Genomic DNA, 17,909 nt, shown 5'->3' with positions numbered 1-17,909 from the left:
CCTGCGCCCGACGGCAGCGCCCCGCACGGGCACCACCCCACGCCTCCACCCCCCTTCCCCTCTGCCGCACCCCCAGCCCCCAGTTCCCAGCCCCCGGCCCCCGACCCCCACCACGCGGAGACCCCCACCATGTCCGAGACCCCCACCACGTCTGAGACCACCTACCCCCCGCTGCCCATGCGGCGCACGGCCCTGCTCGATCCCCCCGCCGAATACGCCCTGTTGCGCGAGCAGAGCCGGCTCAGCCGTATCACGCTCTGGGGCGGGAACACCCCCTGGCTGGTCACCCGGCACGAGGACGCGCGTGCCGTTCTGGCGGACGCCCGTTTCAGCTCGGAGAACCACCGGGAGGGTTTCCCCGGCCTGCAGCCGACTCCGCCGCCGCCCACCCCCGGCCAGCTCTTCGCCATGGACGCGCCCGACCACACCCGGCTGCGCCGACTGCTGATCCCGGACTTCACCTTCCGCCGCGCGGAGGAACTGCGGCCGTCGATCCAGCAGTTGACGGACCGGCTCATCGACGACCTGGTGACCAAGGGGCCGGACGTCGATCTGGTGGAGCAGTTCACCCTGCCGCTCCCGCTGCTCGTCATCTGTGAACTCCTCGGAGTGCCGTACGCGGACCGGGAGTTCATCCATCGCCATGCTGCCGCCTTCGCCACCGTGACCGACGGACCCGAGGCAATGCGGGCGGGCTGGGGCGCGCTCTTCGGCTACCTCATGGAGCTGCTCGCGACCAAGACCGCCGACCCCGGCGACGACCTGCTCAGCAGGCTCGCGTCCGAACGTGTCGCCACCGGCGAGGCAGCCCCCGCCGAGGCGGCCGGACTTGCGGTGATGCTGCTCATCGCGGGACACGAGACGACGGCGAGCATGCTGTCGCTCGGCGCGGTGACTCTGCTGTCCCACCCCACCCAACTCGCCGCCCTGCAGGCCGATCCGGAGCTGGTTCCGGGGGCGATCGAGGAACTCCTGCGCTACCTCGCGGTCGTTCACATCGGGATACGGCGCATCGCCACCCAAGACGTGGAGATCGGCGGTGTCACCGTACGGGCCGGTGAAGGTGTCGTCGTCTCGCTCCAGGCGGCCAATCGCGATCCGCGCGCCTTCGCCGACCCGGACACCTTCGACATCACCCGGGACACCCAGCACCACCTGACGTTCGGCCACGGCCTGCACAACTGCCTCGGCCAGGCCCTGGCCCGCGCCGAACTCCAGATCGCCCTGCCCACCCTGTTCCGCCGCCTGCCGACCCTACGGCTGGCGGCCCCGGCGGAGGAGAACTCCCACGAGGGACGCGCGGTCCACGGCGTACGCAGCCTCCCGGTCACCTGGTAGCACGCCGCCCCAACTCACCTGCCGTTCAAGGCCGTACGGTCTCCAGCCGTACCGCGCACGCCTTGAACTCCGGCATCCGTGAAGTCGGGTCGAGGGCCGGATTGGTCAGCGTGTTGGCCCGGCCCTCGCCCGGCCAGTGGAAGGGCATGAAGACGGTGTCGGGGCGGATCGAGGTGGTGATCCGCGCCGGCGCGACGGCCCGCCCACGCCGGGACACGACGGCGATGGCGTCCCCCTCGCCGGCCCCCAACCGCGCGGCGAGCCGGGGATGCAGCTCCACGAACGGCCCGGGCGCGGCGGCGTTCAGCTCGTCGACACGCCGAGTCTGGGCCCCGGACTGGTACTGAGCGACGACCCGCCCGGTGGTCAGCAGCACCGGGTACTCGGCGTCCGGCTCCTCGGCGATCGCCCGGTACGTCACGGGCGCGAACCGGGCCCGCCCGTCCTCGGTGGCGAACCGGTCGAGGAAGAGACGAGGAGAACCGGGATGCGGCGCCGCCGACGCCCGGTCGTTCCGCTCCTGAGGCTGACCGTCCCGCCCGTCCGGCTGCTCGTCCAGCGCCGGGCACGGCCAGAAGACGCCGTTATCCTCGGCGAGCCGCCGGTAGGTGATCCCCGAGTAGTCGGCGATCCCGCCCGCGCTGGCCCGGCGCAACTCCTCGAAAACCTCCTCGGGGTCGACCGGGAACCCCTTCTCCACCCCGGCGCGGGCGGCGAGTTGGTGCAGGACGTACAGGTCGCTGCGGACACCGTCCGGGGGAGAGACGGCCTGTCGGCGCAGCAGCACCCGACCCTCCAGACTGGTGGTCGTCCCCGTCTCCTCCGCCCACTGGGTCACGGGCAGGACGACATCGGCGAGCGCGGCCGTCTCGGACAGCACGACATCCGCGACGGCGAGGAAGTCCAGCGATTCCAGGCGCTGTTGGATGTGCGCGGCCCGGGGCGCGGACACCACCGGGTTGGACCCCATCAGCAGCAGCGAGCGAATGTCGGAGCCGAGTGCGTCGAGCAGCTCGTACGCGCTCAGCCCGGGCCCGGGCAACGAGTCGGGGTCGACGCCCCACACGCCGGCCACATGGCGCCGCGCCTCCGGGTCGGTCAGCTTGCGATAGCCGGGCAACTGGTCGGCCTTCTGGCCGTGTTCACGCCCGCCCTGCCCGTTGCCCTGCCCGGTCAGGCATCCGTAGCCGGAGTACGGTCGCCCCGCGCGCCCGGTCGCCAGGCACAGGTTGATCCACGCGCCGACCGTGTCAGTCCCCTTGGACTGCTGCTCGGGCCCACGCGCCGTGAGCACCATCGCAGTGGCAGGCTCGCAGAACATCCGTACGGCGTCCCGGAGTTGGGGCACGGGCACGCCGGTGATCCGTTCCACGTACTCGGGCCAGTGGGCCATCGCGGCAGCCCGAGTCTCCTCCCACCCGCTGGTCCGTGCCTCGATGAACGCCTCGTCGGTGCGCCCTTGCGAGACGACCAAGTGCAACAGACCCAGGGCGAGGGCGAGATCGGTGCCGGGACGCGGTGCGAGATGCAGATCGGCCTGCTCTGCGGTACGGGTCCGACGCGGATCGATGACGATGAACGTGCCCCCGTTCTCCTTGAGTTCGGTGAAGTAGCGGAGGGCGGGAGGCATGGTCTCGGCGAGGTTGGAGCCGACGAGGATGACACAGCCTGTCCTGGGAATGTCCTCCATCGGGAAGGGCAGCCCACGGTCGATCCCGAACGCCTTGTTCCCGGCGGCGGCAGCGGACGACATGCAGAAACGCCCGTTGTAGTCGATCTGGGAGGTCCCGAGAACGACCCGCGCGAACTTGCCGAGCGCGTAGGCCTTCTCGTTCGTCAGCCCACCCCCGCCGAAGACACCGCACGCGTCCGGACCATGTTCCGTACGCGTGCGGGTCAGTCCTTCGGCGACCCGGTCCAGCGCCTCCTCCCAGGAGGCGGGCACGAGGACCCCGTCCCGCCGGACGAGCGGCTCGGTCAGCCGCAGCGCCGGCGACAGCAGCGCGGGCGCGGTGCGTCCCTTGCCGCACAGCGCGCCCCGGTTCACCGGAAAGTCGACGCGCTCGGTGACCGTGACGCCCCCGCCCGCGACCGGCGTGAGGTTCATACCGCACTGCAGGGCGCAGTACGGGCAGTGCGTGGGCGTCACGGAGGTCTCCATACCGCCCAGCGTGCGGCGCCCGTGTTACACCCCGGAACGCCCCCCGTTACACAGCAGGCACGGGGACCTCCCGGGGGACCGGGAGGGCCGGTGAGGTTGCCCGCACCCTCCAGCCCGTCCGCCGCTTGAGGACGAGCGTGCTCAACACGGGGCGTCACGTATTCAGCGCAGGCCCGCACCTCCAGCCCGTCCGGCGTTTGAGGACGAGGCCCCTTCAGGGCCGGAGGGGGGTCTGGGGGCGCAGCCCCCAGGTACAGGATGGGACGGGTAGGGGCGGCGGGGGCGAAACCCTCACCCGGCATCCCCCCGCAACGCCCGCTGAACCCCCACCTCCACCGGCCCCAGGAAATGCGGATCAGGCTCGAACACCGCGTCCAACGCCGCCTTACCCGCCGCGAGGATCTCCCGAGCCCCGCCGTAGTACCAGGTCACATCATGCTTGGCCTCGACCCCGACCCCGTACGACTCCACCCCCGCCGCCTCGCACAAAGCGACCGCACGACGAATATGAAACCCCTGACTGATCAGCACAGCCCGGTCGACCCCGAAGATCTTCTTCGCCCGGACACACGAGTCCCAGGTGTCGAACCCGGCATAGTCGCTCACGATCCGCCCGTCCGGCACCCCGTGCCGCGTCAGATACGCCCGCATGGCGTCCGGCTCGTCGTAGTCCTCCCGGCTGTTGTCCCCGGTGACGAGGACCACCCTGATCCGCCCGGCCCGGTACAGCTCCGCCGCCGCGTCCAACCGATGCGCGAGATACGGAGACGGCTCCCCGTCCCACAACCCGGCACCGAATACGACGGCGACATCGGTACGCGGCGCGTCCGACACCTCGCGCAGCCGGTCACCGGTGGCGACGAACATCCACGTGGACGGGAGCAACGCCAGCACGCACAGCGACGCCACGACCTGCACGGCCCGCCGCTGACCGGCCCGCGTACGAGGCACCCGAACCCGCACGCGAACCCGACCCCACACAAGCCGCGCCCAGGCAGGCGACAACCACGATCTGCGCGCCTTAGGACTGCTCACCGAACTGCTCGGCGGACTGCTCATCGGACGGGTCCTCCCAGGTGGCCTTCGATCAAGGAAGACGCCCCCGACCCCGCCCCGGTTCGCCGCCCACGGCGTGACCAGCTTCACTCGCCCGCAGGAAACCGCAGGTCAATCCACCTCACACACCCCTTGCCCCGCACCGTGAACCCCCGGAAAAGACCCGTCATCACTGCGCAACGGCGTGGCAACCTCGTACCGTCACGATCGGTACATGACGGCCTCGCTCCCTCCACACGACGAGTCCCAGCAGCTCCCGCAGAGCCTCCGGCACCCCGGAGGCGTCCACCTCGACAGTTCGGCGCACACCATGGACCGGATCACCAGCCGGCTCGGCGGCCGACTCAGCTTCGTGCCGCTCGACGGCAGCCGTCGCCCCGCCCCGCCCGCCCTCGTCCTCGTGGGCCACGGCAGCCGCGACCCGCGCGCCCTGAGCACCGTCGGCGCGCTCGCCGAACGCGTCCGCGCGCTGCGCCCCGACCTGCCCGTGCACCTGGGGCACATCGAGCTGAACGCGCCCCTGCTCCCGGACACGCTCGCGGGACTCGGCACCGCTCAGGCCGTTCTCGTACCGCTGCTGCTCAGCCGCGGCTACCACGTCAAGCAGGACATCCCGGAGATGGCCGCGGCGGCATCGGCACGCACGCGCGTGGCCACCCCCCTCGGTCCGCACCCCCTCCTCGTCGAGACCCTGCACGCCCGTCTCGTCGAGGCAGGCTGGCGCACCCGGATGAGCAAGGAGCAGCGCCGGTCGAGCGCGGTCGTCCTCGCCGCCGCTGGTTCCCGCGACCCCGACTCGGACATCGACACCCACCGCACCGCCCGGCTCCTCGCCGAGCGCCTGGGCGTGCCCGTCGTACCCGCGTACGCCACCACGGCCGCACCGAACGTCCCCGCCGCCGTACGCGCCCTGGCCGCCCGAGGCCGCCACCGGGTCGCCGTGGCCTCGTACTTCACGGCTCCGGGCCGCTTCGCCACGGAGTGCGCGGAGGCCGCCCCCTGGATCGCCGCGGCCCCCTTGGGCGCCCACCCGGCCATGGCCGACCTCATCCTCCACCGCTACGACCAGACAGTGGCGACCCCGGAAACACCCACAACGAGAGAACTGGCCGCGGCACTATAGGGGCGCGGGGAACGGCGCGACAAGCCACAACGGACCCGCACCCGCAAACGAATCAGCACCCGGCAGACGCGCAGGCGCACACACGCCCAATAGGGGCGCGGGGCTGTATCGATTTGCGGCTCCGCCGCGTGGGCGCGACAAGCCACAACGGACCCGCACCCGCAAACGAATCAGCACCCGGCAGACGCGCAGGCGCACACACACGCCCAAATTGTCAGTACCTGCGCTTACTGTCGAACCATGGAAGGCACACGCACCAACACGACCCACACCCCCCAACCCCCCGATAACGACACCACCCCCACCGCCTACGCCCCGACGGCAGTCGCCCGCTGGGCTGCCGAGCCCGACAAGCGCCCGGGCCGCACCGCCTTCCAGCGTGACCGCGCCCGCGTACTGCACTCCTCCGCCCTACGACGGCTCGCCGGCAAGACCCAGGTGGTGACCCCCGGCACCCGCAGCCAGATCTGGGACGCCAGCCCCCGCACCCGCCTCACGCACTCCCTGGAATGCGCCCAGGTCGGTCGCGAACTGGGCGCCGCCCTCGGCTGCGATCCCGACCTCGTCGAAGCGGCCTGTCTCTCGCACGACCTCGGCCACCCGCCCTTCGGGCACAACGGCGAACAGGCGCTCAACGAGTTCGCGGCGGACTGCGGCGGCTTCGAGGGCAACGCCCAGTCGCTCAGACTCCTCACCCGGATCGAACCGAAACGCTTCGTGAACCGCGAACGGCTCGAAACCACGGGCGAATCCGGAACCACCGGTGACCTGGTCAGCGTGGGCCTCAACCTCACCCGGGCCACCCTCGACGCCGCCACCAAGTACCCCTGGCCGCGCGGCGCGCACCCCACCGACCCGGCGTCCCCGAAGTTCGGTGTCTACGACGACGACCGGCCGGTCTTCGACTGGGTCCGCCAGGGTGCCCCCGGTACGCGTACGACCTTCGAGGCCCAGGTCATGGACTGGGCGGACGACGTGGCGTACTCGGTGCACGACGTCGAGGACGGCCTCCACGCCGGGCACATCGACCCCAACTGCCTGCACGCGGAGCCCGAACGCCAGGAGATCTTCCGGGTCGCCACCGGCCGGTACGTGGCCGCCGACACCGACCCCGCCGAACTCGCCGAGGCCCTCGACCGCCTCCTCGACCAGGAGTGGTGGCCGCACGGCTACGACGGCACGGCCGTCGCCCAGGCCCGGCTGAAGGACGCCACCAGCCAGCTCATCGGCCGCTTCTGCCTGGCCGCGGAGGGCGCCACGCGCGCGGCGTACGGTGGCGGCAGGCTCACGCGGTACGCGGCGGAACTGGCCGTCCCGCGCGCGGCGCGGTTGGAGTGCGCCGTCCTCAAGGCGGTCGCCGACCGCTATGTGATGCAGCGCGCCGAACAGGAACTGCTCCGCGCGGACCAGCGTGTCGTCGTCGCCGAACTCGCCGAGGCCCTCACCGCCCGCGCCCCGGAAGGCCTGGACCCCCAGTTCCGCGCGCTGTTCGACGACGCGGCCGACGACCGGGCGCGCAAGCGGGTGATCGTCGACCAGATCGCGTCCCTCACCGACGCGTCGGCGCGTTCGCTGCACGCGCATCTGAAAGGCCGGGGCCGCATATGACCCGCATATGACCAATATGCGTGCCATATGCGGGTCATATGACACGAATGTGACCCTCCGTGGCCTGATCGGGCCACACCCTCTTCCCCCATCACACTGCGTGCGGGACGCTCGCACATGGCGGCATCGTTACAAGGAGGAATCAAGTGGTCGACGCGGATCAGACATTCGTCATCGTCGGAGGCGGACTGGCCGGCGCCAAGGCGGCCGAGACGCTTCGGACGGAGGGCTTCACCGGCCGCGTGATACTGATCTGCGACGAACGCGACCACCCGTACGAGCGGCCCCCGCTCTCCAAGGGCTACCTCCTCGGCAAGGAGGAGCGCGACAGCGTCTTCGTCCACGAACCCGCCTGGTACGCGCGCAACGACATCGAACTCCACCTCGGCCAGACCGTCGACGCCATCGACCGTACGGCGAAGACGGTCCGGTTCGGAGACGACGGCACCCTCGTCCACTACGACAAACTGCTCATCGCCACCGGCGCCGAGCCGCGCCGCCTCGACATCCCCGGGACGGACCTGGCCGGCGTCCACCATCTGCGCCGCCTCGCGCACGCCGAGCGCCTCAAGGGCGTCCTGGCCGCCCTGGGCCGCGACAACGGCCACATCGTGATCGCCGGCGCCGGCTGGATCGGCCTGGAGGTCGCGGCGGCGGCGCGGGAGTACGGCGCAGAGGTGACCGTCGTCGAGCCGTCCTCGACCCCGCTGCACTCGGTCCTCGGCCCCGAGCTGGGCAACATCTTCGCCGAGCTGCACCGCGAGCACGGGGTCCGATTCCACTTCGGCGCCCGCCTCACGGAGATCGTCGGCCAGGACGGCATGGTCCTCGCGGCCCGTACCGACGACGGCGAGGAGCACCCGGCCCACGACGTCCTGGCGGCCATCGGGGCGGCGCCCCGCACGGGACTGGCGGAGGCGGCCGGCCTGACCCTCGCCGACCGCGCGTACGGCGGCGGCATCGAGGTCGACGAACACCTGGGCACCTCCGACCCCGACATCTACGCGGCCGGTGACGTGGCCGCCTTCCACCACACCCTGTTCGACACCAGGCTGCGGGTCGAGCACTGGGCCAACGCCCTCAACGGCGGCCCGGCGGCGGCCCGCTCGATGCTGGGCCGCGAATCGACGTACGACCGCGTGCCCTATTTCTTCTCCGACCAGTACGACATGGGCATGGAGTACTCGGGCTGGGCGCCCCCGGGCTCGTACGACCAGGTGGTGATCCGGGGAGACGCGGGCAAGCGCGAGTTCATCGCCTTCTGGGTGAAGGACGGCCGGGTGCTTGCCGGGATGAACGTGAACGTGTGGGACGTCACAGAGCCCATCCAGCAGCTCATCCGATCCCGGGCCCAGGTGGACACGGAGGCCCTCGCGGACCCGCGCGTACCGCTGGACACCCTCGTCCCGTAGCCGTGGCGGGGCCCGGGACTGTCACGGGACTGTCGGTCCGCCACCGTAGAATCACTGCGTGGCCGGAAGGATCAACGACGAGGACGTGAAGGCGGTTCGGGACGCGGTCCCGATCGACGCCGTGGTGTCCGAGTACCTCCAGCTGCGCAACGCGGGCGGCGGCAACCTCAAGGGCCTGTGCCCCTTCCACGACGAGAAGTCACCGTCCTTCCAGGTCAGCCCGAGCAAGGGACTGTTCCACTGCTTCGGCTGCCAGGAAGGCGGCGACACCATCACGTTCGTGATGAAGGTCGACCACCTCTCCTTCTCCGAGTCGGTCGAGCGCCTGGCCGGCCAGGCCGGCATCACCCTGCGGTACGAGGAGGGTGGCTACAACCCCACCCACCAGCGCGGCGAGCGCATCCGCCTGGTCGAGGCCCACAAGATCGCCGCGCAGTGGTACGCGGAGCAGCTGGCCACCAGCTCCGAGGCTGACGCGGGCCGCAAGTTCCTCGCCGAGCGGGGCTTCGACCAGTCGGCCGCCGAGCACTTCTCCGTCGGCTACAGCCCCCAGGGCTGGGACCACCTCACCCGCTACCTCCGCGGCAAGGGCTTCTCGGACAAGGAACTCCTGCTGTCCGGCATCGCCCAGGAAGGCCGCCGCGGCCCCATCGACCGCTTCCGAGGCCGTCTGATGTGGCCGATCCGCGACATCGGCGGCGAGGTCGTCGGCTTCGGCGCGCGAAAGCTGTACGAGGCGGACACGGGCCCCAAGTACCTGAACACACCCGACACGGCGATCTACCGCAAATCCCAGGTCCTGTACGGCATCGACCTCGCCAAGAAGGACATCGCGAAGACGAGCCGCGCGGTCGTCGTCGAGGGCTACACGGACGTCATGGCCTGCCACCTGGCCGGCGTGACGACGGCGATCGCGACCTGCGGTACGGCCTTCGGCACCGACCACATCAAGATCCTCCGCCGGCTGCTGATGGACAACGGCTCGGCCCGTGTGATCTTCACCTTCGACGGCGACGCGGCCGGCCAGAAGGCCGCGCTGCGCGCCTTCGAGGACGACCAGAAGTTCGCCGCCGAGACCTACATCGCGATCGCGCCCGACGGTATGGACCCCTGCGACCTGCGCCTCGCCAAGGGCGACCAGGCCGTCGCCGACCTCGCCGAACCCCGCACCCCCCTCTTCGAGTTCGCCCTGCGCCAGATCGCCGTGCGCTACGACCTGGAGACCCCGGCGGGCCGCGCGGCGGCGCTGGACGAGGCGGCCCCGATCGTTGCCCGCATCAAGAACACCGGCGCACAGCACGAGGTGGCCGTCCAGCTCGCCGGCATGCTCGGCATCCTGGATACCCAGTTCGTCGTCAAAAGGGTGGCCCAGCTGGCCCGTTGGGCCCGGGACCGCGGCGGCAAGGGCCCGGCCCCCACCGGCGGGCAACGCCAGTCCCAGCCGTACGAGCAGACCTCCGCACGATCCGGCGGCCCCTCCGGCCCCGCCCTGAACCTCCGCAACCCGGTCTACGCCACCGAACGCGAACTCCTCAAACTGGCCCTCCAGCGCCCCGACCTGGTCTCCCCGGCCTTCGACGCCTACGGCATCGACGAGTTCACGGCAGCCCCCTACGCGGCCGTACGCCAGGCGATCATGGAAGCGGGCGGCGCGGAGTACGGCGCCGCCGACCCGCAGGAGTACCTGGTCCGCGTCCGTGAGATTGCCCCGGACAACACGGTCCGTGCCATGGTGACGGAGCTGGCGGTCGAGGCGATCATGCGCCGAACCGTCGACGACGTGTACGCGAGCGACCAGTTGGTCATGGTCCGCCGCAGAGCGGTGGAACGCCGCATCCAGGAGGTCCAGGTCACCCACACCCGCCTGGCCACCCACGGCGACCCGGCCGAACTGGCCGCCGTACAGAACGAGTTGTGGGTACTCCAGCAGTACGACCAGGCCCTGCGGGAGAGGGGCGCGGCAGCGCTCTGAGCCTCGGCAGCGGTTTCGCGGCGGACGGTGACACGCTTTCCGTACACGTGAGTTGAGCAGCGGGACCCGAGACGCACCGATCGTGCCAGGTCGGACCCCGAACGGGCACTCGACTTCGCGGCGACGGTAACCACTCGGTCACACACCGGACGCAGAAAGTCCTCGCACGCCCCTCGTGGCAGCGATGTGTCGTACTCCACACTGGGTTCCGGTGCCTGAGTCCTCGGAGCGCGGCCGACCCGTCCCCAACGGGTCCGACACCCCCGCGATTCCGCTCAACGCGTACGGGACGGACAGCGGCGAGGCCGCCCCCTCCGCCCCCCGAGTACCGCTGCCGTACGCCTCAGCAGCGATCATCCTGGAGGTCGCCCCCGTGCAGACCCAGACCCTCACCCAGACCGACAGCAGTACCGCCGAGGCGGAGTCCGGCGCCGCCGAGACAGAGACCGGCCCCGAGAGCGCGAACGTCACCGACGTCATCGGGGCCGTGCCTCCGCAGAGCCGCGCCGCGCACCACCCGGAGACGGCCGAGCCGGACGAACCCCCGGCGGACGTGGTGGAGCCGGCGGAACCGGTCGAGCTCGCCGAACCAGTCGAGCTCGCCGAACCGGTCGAGCCCGTTGAACTGCTCGATCCGGTCGATCCGGTCGATCCCGTCGAGCCGGCCGAACGGCTCCGCGCCCGCGCCCCGGCCCGCGGTCCCTCCCGCGCCGACACCAGCGGACCCTCCTCCGACCTGTTCCGCCAGTATCTGCGCGAGATCGGCCGCATCCCGCTGCTCACCGCCGCCGAGGAGGTGGACCTCGCCCGCCGGGTCGAGGCCGGCCTGTTCGCCGAGGAGAAACTCCGGCTCGCCTCCGACCTGGACAGCCAACTGGCCCTGGACCTCGACCGGTTGGTCGTCATGGGCCGGATGGCCAAGCGCCGTCTGATCGAGGCGAACCTCCGCCTGGTCGTGTCGGTGGCGAAACGGTACGTGGGCCGCGGCCTGACCATGCTGGACCTCGTCCAGGAGGGAAACCTGGGCCTGATCCGCGCCGTCGAGAAGTTCGACTACGCGCGCGGCTACAAGTTCTCGACGTACGCGACCTGGTGGATCCGCCAGGCCATGTCCCGCGCCCTCGCCGACCAGGCCCGGACGATCCGTGTCCCCGTACACGTGGTCGAACTGATCAACCGGGTCGTCCGCGTCCAGCGCCGGATGCTCCAGGAGCGCGGCTACGAGCCGACGCCCGAGGAGGTCGCCGCCCACCTGGACCTGCTGCCCGAACGCGTCAGCGAGGTGCTGCGCCTGGCCCAGGAACCGGTGTCGCTGCACGCACCGGTGGGCGAGGAGGACGATGTGGCCCTCGGTGACCTCATCGAGGACGGCGACGCCGCGTCACCGGTCGAGTCGGCGGCGTTCCTGCTGCTGCGGGAGCACCTGGAGGCGGTCCTGTCGACGCTGGGGGAGCGGGAGCGGAAGGTCGTCCAACTCCGCTACGGCCTGGCGGACGGACGCCCGCGCACGCTGGAGGAGATCGGCCGGATCTTCGGCGTCACCCGGGAGCGCATCCGCCAGATCGAGTCCAAGACCCTGAACAAACTCCGCGACCACGCCTTCGCGGACCAGCTGAGGGGCTACCTGGACTGAACCCCCGCTCCTCAAACGCCGGACGGGCTGACATACCAGCCCGTCCGGCGTTTGAGGACGAGGCCCCTTCAGGGCCGATAGCGGGGGTCTGGGGGCAGAGCCCCCAGGGATGGGACGGGTAAGGGCGGCGGGGGCGAGATCAATCCACCTCGGCCACCGCCTCCGCGAACTGCGCCTTGTACAGCCGCGCATAGGCCCCGTCCGCCCCCAACAGCTCCCCGTGGGCCCCCTGTTCGACGATCGCCCCGTTCTCCATCACCAGAATCGTGTCCGCGTCCCGAATCGTCGACAGCCGATGCGCGATCACGAACGACGTCCGCCCGTGCGCCAGTTTGGCCATCGCCTTCTGGATGAGAACCTCCGTCCGCGTGTCCACGGAACTCGTCGCCTCGTCCAGCACCAGGATCACCGGATCGGACAGAAACGCCCGCGCGATGGTGATCAGCTGCTTCTCACCCGCGCTGACCCCCGTCCCCTCGTCGTCGATCACGGTGTCGTACCCGTCCGGCAAGGTACGGATGAACCGGTCGGCGTGCGCGGCCCGCGCAGCCTCCTCGATCTCCCCGCGCGTCACCTCGCGCTCCCGTGCCGCCCCGTACGCGATGTTCTCCGCGATGGACCCACCGAACAGCCAGGTGTCCTGGAGGACCATCCCGATCCCGGCCCGGAGCTCGTCCCGGGACATCGACGCGATGTCCACCCCGTCGAGAGTGATCCGCCCCCCGGAAACCTCGTAGAACCGCATCAGCAGATTCACCAGGGTCGTCTTCCCCGCCCCCGTGGGCCCGACGATCGCGACCGTGTGCCCCGGCTCCACCGACAGCGACAGATCCTCGATCAGCGGCTTCTCCGGCTCGTACCGGAACGACACATGCTCCAGCGAGACCAGCCCACGCAGCTCGTCCGGCCGTACCCCCGGCACCGGATCGGCCTGCTGCTCCTCCGCGTCCAGCAGTTCGAAGATCCGCTCGGCCGAGGCCACCCCGGACTGCACCAGGTTCGCCATCGACGCGACCTGCGTCAGCGGCATGGAGAACTGACGCGAATACTGGATGAAAGCCTGCACATCCCCGATCGACAGCGCGCCCGAGGCGACCCGCAGCCCGCCCACGACGGCCACCAGCACGTAGTTGATGTTCGACACGAACATCATCAGCGGCTGCATGATCCCGCTGTTGAACTGGGCCTTGAACCCGGCCTCGTACAGCGCGTCGTTCTGCTCGGCGAACTGCTGCGCCGACTCGTCCTGCCGCCCGAACACCTTCACCAGGGTGTGCCCGGTGTACATCTCCTCGATGTGGGCGTTCAGCTTGCCGGTGGTCCGCCACTGCTGCACGAAGTGCGGCTGCGACCGCTTGCCGACGCGCGTGGCGATGTAGAACGACAGCGGAACGGTCACCAGCGCGACCAGCGCCAGCAGCCAGGACACCCAGAACATCATCGCCAGCACGCCGATGATCGTGAGGAGGGAGTTGATGAGCTGCCCCATCGACTGCTGGAGCGTCTGCCCGATGTTGTCGATGTCGTTCGTCGCGCGGGACAGCACCTCACCACGCTGCCGCTTGTCGAAGTACGACAGCGGCAGCCGCGACAGCTTCGCCTGAAGATCCGCGCGCATCCGGTACACGGTCCGGTTGACCGACCGGTTCACCAGCCGCGTGGCCACCAGCATCAGCAGCCCCGCGAACACGAACACCACCAGGGCGAGCCCCAGCACCTCGCCCACCGCGCCGAAGTCGATGCCCTTGCCCGGTGTGAAGTCCGTACCGGAGAGCATGTCGGCCATGCCGTCCTCGCCGCGCTTCCGCATACCGGCGAGAACCTCGGCCTTCGTACTGCCACTCTCGAACTGCCGTCCGATGATGCCGGAGAAGACCAGGTCGGTCGCCCGCCCCAGGATCTTCGGGCCCACCACCGACAGGCCCACGCTCACGAACACCGCGCACAGCATCACGTACATCGTGGCCCGTTCGGGCCTGAACTGGGAGAGGAGCCGTTTGCCGGACTCCTTGAAGTCCAGCGACTGCTGGTCGGGGCCGCCCCCGGCCATCATGCGCCCCATGGGCCCGGCCATCAGGCGGCCTCCGCTTCCGTGAGCTGGGAGAGCACGATCTCCCGATAGGTCTGGTTGTCCGCCATCAGCTCGTGATGGCGGCCGGTGCCGACGACCCGGCCCTCGTCGAGGACGATGATCCGGTCGGCCTCCCTGATCGTCGACACCCGCTGGGCGACGATCACGACGGTCGCCTCGGCGGTCTCGCGCGCGAGCGCCGTCCGCAGGGCCGCGTCCGTGGCGTAGTCGAGCGCGGAGAAGGAGTCGTCGAAGAGGTAGATCTCGGGCCGCTGGACCAGCGTCCGCGCGATCGCGAGCCGCTGCCGCTGACCGCCCGACACATTCGTCCCGCCCTGCGCGATCGGCGCGTCGAGCCCGCCCTCCAGCCGCTCGACGAACCCCTTGCCCTGCGCGACCTCCAGCGCCCGCCACAGCTCCTCGTCGGTGGCGTCCGGATTGCCGTAGCGCAGATTGCTCGCCACGGTCCCGGCGAACAGATACGGCTTCTGCGGCACCAGCCCCACCGTCCTGGCCAGCAGCCTCGGCTCCACCGTCGCCACGTCCACGCCGTCGACGAGCACCTCTCCGGCGGTCGCGTCGAACAGCCGCGGTACGAGCCCGAGCAGCGTCGACTTCCCGCTGCCCGTGGACCCGATCACCGCGGTCACCTCACCGGGCCGCGCCACCAGGTCGACGGCCTTCAGCACCGGCTCCTCGGCACCCGGGTAGTGGAACCCGGCCCCGCGGATCTCCAGATGCCCGTGCCGCCGCAGCTCCACCACGGGAGCGGTCGGCGGGACGACGCTCGACGACGTCGCGAGGACCTCCTCGATGCGCTCGGCGCACACCTCCGCGCGCGGCACCATCATGAACATGAAGGTGGCCATCATCACGGACATGACGATCTGCATCAGATAGGCGAGGAACGCGGTCAGCGCGCCGATCTCCATACCGCCGCTGTCGATGCGATGCGCGCCGAACCACACCACGGCGATCGACGAGATGTTGACGACGGTCATGACGATCGGGAACATCAGTGCGAGCAGCCGCCCGGTGCCCAGCGACACCTCGGTCAGCTCGTGGTTCGCCTTCCCGAACCGCTCCTTCTCGTACTCGTCCCGCACGAAGGCACGGATCACCCGGTTGCCGGTGATCTGCTCGCGCAGCACCCGGTTGACCGTGTCGAGCCGTACCTGCATCGTCCGGAACAGCGGCCGCAGCCGCCGCACGATCAACGTCACGCAGATGCCCAGCACCGGGACGACGGCGACGAGCACGCCCGACAGCGGCACATCCAGCCCCAGCGCGAGCACGATGCCGCCCACGCACATGATCGGCGCCGACACCATCAGCGTGAACGTCATCAGCGCGAGCATCTGCACCTGCTGGACGTCATTGGTCGTACGCGTGATCAGCGAGGGCGCGCCGAACTGCCCGACCTCGCGCGCCGAGAACGACTGCACGCGGTCGAAGACGGCGGCACGTACGTCCCGGCCGAGCGCCGACGCCGTACGGGCGCCGTAGTACACGGCGCCGATGTTGCAGACGACCTGCACCAGCGAGATACCGATCATCACGGCACCGGAGAGCAGGATGTAGCCGGTGTCGCCCTTCACCACACCCTTGTCGATGATGTCCGCGTTGAGCGTGGGCAGGTACAGGGTGGCGCAGGTCTGCAGGAGCTGCAGCAGCACCAGCAGCCCGATGGGTTTCTTGTAGGGCCTCAGATAAGTGCGCAGAAGTCGTATGAGCACGCTGAATCTCTCGGAGTCGGCGGTTTGTCCGTGACGGACGATGGGGAGTGCCCCACGCACCCATCGTCTGACACTCCACCCGTGTTACTTCAAGCGATTAATCCAACAGCGGACGAAGAAACCGACCCGCGCGAGGGCCACCCCGGACTCCACGGTCCCGAATCAGCCACACACCGGTCGGCCGTCAGCCACGCGTCAGCCAGGCTTGAGCCACGCGCGTAGCTCAAGCGTCAGCCACGCATCGCTAGCTGCGAAATGCCCCAGGATGCGTCTGCTCCCGCACGGACACGTACTGCTGCCGCACCGCCTGTCCCACCGCCAGCTCCTCGCCGGGCTCCAGCACCTGGGCGGATGCCCCCTGCCAGGCCGGCGGGGTCCGCGGGTCGAGCGTGCCCTGCGACACCCCGAGCGCCCAGGCGGCCTGCCGCGCGGCGCCGATCGCCGCGTAGTCGGCGGGCTGCGGTACGACGACCTGCGCCCCGAACAGCGGCGGCGCCGCGGCCTGTACGGCGGGCAGCTCGGCGGCGGACCCGAGCAGGAAGACGCGCTGTACGTCGACCCCGCGCCCCCGCAGCACGTCCAGCGCGTCGGCGAGCCCGCACAGCATCCCCTCGAAGGCGGCCCGCGCCAGATGCTCGGCCTTCATGGACTCCCGCCGCAGCCCGGCGAGCGTCCCGGCGGTGTGCGGCAGATTGGGCGTCCGCTCACCTTCCAGATAGGGCAGCATGACCAGCCCGTGCGCACCCGGGGTCGACTTCATCGCGAGATCGGACAGGCTCTCCAGATCACTGAGCCCCAGCAGCTCCGCCGTCCCCCGCAGCGTCCGTACGGCGTTCAGCGTCGTGACGACGGGCAGGTGCAGCCCGGTCGCGTCGGCCAGCGAGGTGATCATCCCGGTCGAGTCGAAGAGCGCCTCGGGGTGTACGGCCATCACGGACCCGGAGGCCCCGAGCGACACCACGACGTCCCCGAGCCCCAGCCCGAGCCCGAAGGCGGCGGCCATGGTCTCCCCGGTCCCGGCGGAGATGAGCAGCCCCTCGGGCGTCGTACCGGCGGCGTCGGACGGACCGAGCACCTCGGGCAGCATCGCCTGCCGCCCGAGCGCGAGTTCGACGAGGTCGCCGCGATAGGCGCCCATGGCGGCGGACCAGTACCCGGTCCCGGAAGCCCCGCCCCGGTCGGTGGTCCGTCTGACCGGCCGCCCGAGGAGCTGCCACACCAGCCAGTCGTGCGCCTGCATCAGTACGGCGGTCCGCTGCGCCGCGTCCGGCTCGTTCCGGGCCAGCCAGCGCAGCTTGGTCACCGGCTGCGCGGCCTGCGGCACACACCCCACGGCCTGCGCCCACGCCTCACGTCCGCCGAGCGCGTCGATCAGATCGGCCGCCGCGACCTGCGCCCGCTTGTCCCCGCCGACCATCGCCGGTCGCACGGTGTTGCCCTGCGCGTCGACCGGCACGAGGGCGTTCTGCTGCGCGGACACCCCGATGGCCTGCACACCTTCGAGCAGGCCGCCGCCGGCCGCCTCACCGAGGGAGAGCAGCCAGGCCTGCGGATCGACATCGGAGGGCCGTCCGCCGCCCCCGCCCTCGGGGCCTTCCACCGGATGCGGCGCATAGCCCTGCCGCAGCACGGACCCCGTGTCCGCGTCGCAGACGACGATACGAGTGAAATCGGGCGAACTGTCCAACCCGGCGACTATCCCCATGGCCAAAATTCTGCCGTACGCGGAGAGGTGAACGCGCCGGGTCGGACTTCCGTTGGTGAAGAGCCGCGCGTTGTCCGTGACCAGGGGCGTGCGG

The 17,909-nt window shown here is 70.6% G+C and carries 11 protein-coding genes; 6 read left to right on the top strand and 5 right to left on the bottom strand.

Going from position 1 to position 17,909, the window contains the following annotated elements; all coding sequences use genetic code 11:
- Window positions 1-129: 129 nt before the first annotated feature.
- Window positions 130-1,338, top strand: a complete 1,209-nt coding sequence (locus tag OG241_RS18450) for a cytochrome P450 (protein ID WP_405816585.1) — start codon at window positions 130-132, stop codon at window positions 1,336-1,338.
- 25 nt (window positions 1,339-1,363) lie between these two features.
- Here OG241_RS18450 and OG241_RS18445 read toward each other — a convergent pair whose 3' ends face one another.
- Window positions 1,364-3,499 carry a molybdopterin oxidoreductase family protein gene (locus OG241_RS18445; RefSeq protein ID WP_405816583.1) on the bottom strand — a complete coding sequence of 712 codons (2,136 nt, stop codon included), beginning with the start codon at window positions 3,497-3,499 and terminating at the stop codon, window positions 1,364-1,366.
- 291 nt (window positions 3,500-3,790) lie between these two features.
- Entirely contained in the window at window positions 3,791-4,558 is a 768-nt protein-coding gene (locus OG241_RS18440; RefSeq protein WP_405816582.1) for a vancomycin high temperature exclusion protein, read from the bottom strand.
- Window positions 4,559-4,769: 211 nt separating this feature from the next.
- Between OG241_RS18440 and OG241_RS18435 the strand changes: the two genes are divergently transcribed.
- From OG241_RS18435 to OG241_RS18415, 5 genes are all read left to right on the top strand, one after another.
- The gene (locus OG241_RS18435; protein WP_405816581.1) at window positions 4,770-5,678 is read left to right on the top strand and encodes a sirohydrochlorin chelatase; all 909 of its coding nucleotides are present in this window, start codon (window positions 4,770-4,772) and stop codon (window positions 5,676-5,678) included.
- Between the two features lie 240 nt (window positions 5,679-5,918).
- The gene (locus tag OG241_RS18430; protein WP_405816579.1) at window positions 5,919-7,286 is read left to right on the top strand and encodes a deoxyguanosinetriphosphate triphosphohydrolase; all 1,368 of its coding nucleotides are present in this window, start codon (window positions 5,919-5,921) and stop codon (window positions 7,284-7,286) included.
- A gap of 146 nt (window positions 7,287-7,432) precedes the next feature.
- Complete coding sequence (locus tag OG241_RS18425) at window positions 7,433-8,698, top strand: NAD(P)/FAD-dependent oxidoreductase (protein ID WP_405816578.1); 1,266 nt, start codon at window positions 7,433-7,435, stop codon at window positions 8,696-8,698.
- 58 nt (window positions 8,699-8,756) lie between these two features.
- A complete protein-coding gene (gene dnaG / locus OG241_RS18420; protein ID WP_405816577.1) occupies window positions 8,757-10,670 on the top strand; it encodes a DNA primase in 1,914 nt (637 codons plus the stop codon).
- Window positions 10,671-10,881: 211 nt separating this feature from the next.
- A complete protein-coding gene (locus tag OG241_RS18415; protein ID WP_405816576.1) occupies window positions 10,882-12,303 on the top strand; it encodes a sigma-70 family RNA polymerase sigma factor in 1,422 nt (473 codons plus the stop codon).
- A 139-nt stretch (window positions 12,304-12,442) separates the two neighbouring features.
- Here OG241_RS18415 and OG241_RS18410 read toward each other — a convergent pair whose 3' ends face one another.
- The 3 genes from OG241_RS18410 to OG241_RS18400 all read right to left on the bottom strand — a co-directional run bounded on the left by OG241_RS18410 (window position 12,443) and on the right by OG241_RS18400 (window position 17,815).
- Window positions 12,443-14,377 (bottom strand): ABC transporter ATP-binding protein, encoded by a 1,935-nt coding sequence (locus OG241_RS18410; protein WP_405816575.1) that lies wholly within the window; start codon window positions 14,375-14,377, stop codon window positions 12,443-12,445.
- Window positions 14,377-16,110 (bottom strand): ABC transporter ATP-binding protein, encoded by a 1,734-nt coding sequence (locus OG241_RS18405; protein WP_405816574.1) that lies wholly within the window; start codon window positions 16,108-16,110, stop codon window positions 14,377-14,379. The genes OG241_RS18410 and OG241_RS18405 overlap by 1 nt, the downstream gene beginning before the upstream one ends.
- Before the next feature lie 244 nt (window positions 16,111-16,354).
- Window positions 16,355-17,815, bottom strand: coding sequence for an FGGY family carbohydrate kinase (locus OG241_RS18400; protein WP_405816573.1), 1,461 nt, complete (start codon window positions 17,813-17,815; stop codon window positions 16,355-16,357).
- Window positions 17,816-17,909: the final 94 nt, after the last annotated feature.

Origin of the sequence: Streptomyces sp. NBC_01390, assembly GCF_045040105.1 — a bacterium.
Lineage (GTDB): Bacteria > Actinomycetota > Actinomycetes > Streptomycetales > Streptomycetaceae > Streptomyces.
This window is presented reverse-complemented; position numbering and strand designations above follow the sequence as displayed.

Excerpts from the sequence above, each read along its gene's own strand:
- OG241_RS18410 (WP_405816575.1), bottom strand. The coding sequence starts at position 14,377 with ATGGCCGGGCCCATGGGGCGCATGATGGCCGGGGGCGGCCCCGACCAG.
- OG241_RS18400 (WP_405816573.1), bottom strand. The coding sequence starts at position 17,815 with ATGGGGATAGTCGCCGGGTTGGACAGTTCGCCCGATTTCACTCGTATC.
- OG241_RS18450 (WP_405816585.1), top strand. The coding sequence starts at position 130 with ATGTCCGAGACCCCCACCACGTCTGAGACCACCTACCCCCCGCTGCCC.
- OG241_RS18435 (WP_405816581.1), top strand. The coding sequence starts at position 4,770 with ATGACGGCCTCGCTCCCTCCACACGACGAGTCCCAGCAGCTCCCGCAG.
- OG241_RS18440 (WP_405816582.1), bottom strand. The coding sequence starts at position 4,558 with ATGAGCAGTCCGCCGAGCAGTTCGGTGAGCAGTCCTAAGGCGCGCAGA.
- OG241_RS18445 (WP_405816583.1), bottom strand. The coding sequence starts at position 3,499 with ATGGAGACCTCCGTGACGCCCACGCACTGCCCGTACTGCGCCCTGCAG.
- OG241_RS18430 (WP_405816579.1), top strand. The coding sequence starts at position 5,919 with ATGGAAGGCACACGCACCAACACGACCCACACCCCCCAACCCCCCGAT.